The 254-nt window shown below is 64.2% G+C and carries 1 protein-coding gene; it reads left to right on the forward strand.

Annotated elements, in window-relative coordinates:
* Window positions 1–254: hypothetical protein (locus ACM0OY_RS40635; protein ID WP_414574336.1), on the forward strand; the 254-nt coding region annotated here is incomplete at both ends.

Consider the following 254-nt stretch of genomic DNA (forward strand, 5'->3'; position numbering starts at 1 on the left):
TGAATACGCCCAGCAAGCGGGCGTGCCCTGCACGGTTGATGACGCCAGCGTCATCGGCAAGTCCAACGAAGGCGCCATCGTCCATGAGATCGGCTGCTCTGGCGAACAGGGCTACTGGATCAAGAAGATCGACAACGCCTGGCAGAAGACCGAATGCATTCAGGTTCTGGCCGAGCGCGGAACCTGCCGGCTGACGACGGCGGGCGAGATCGCCGCCTCGGTCAAGAAGTGGCTGGCAGGCTCGGACGCCGCCG

The sequence above is a fragment of the Nostoc sp. CCY 9925 genome, from assembly GCF_963920935.1.
Taxonomy (GTDB): Bacteria; Cyanobacteriota; Cyanobacteriia; order Cyanobacteriales; family Nostocaceae; genus Nostoc.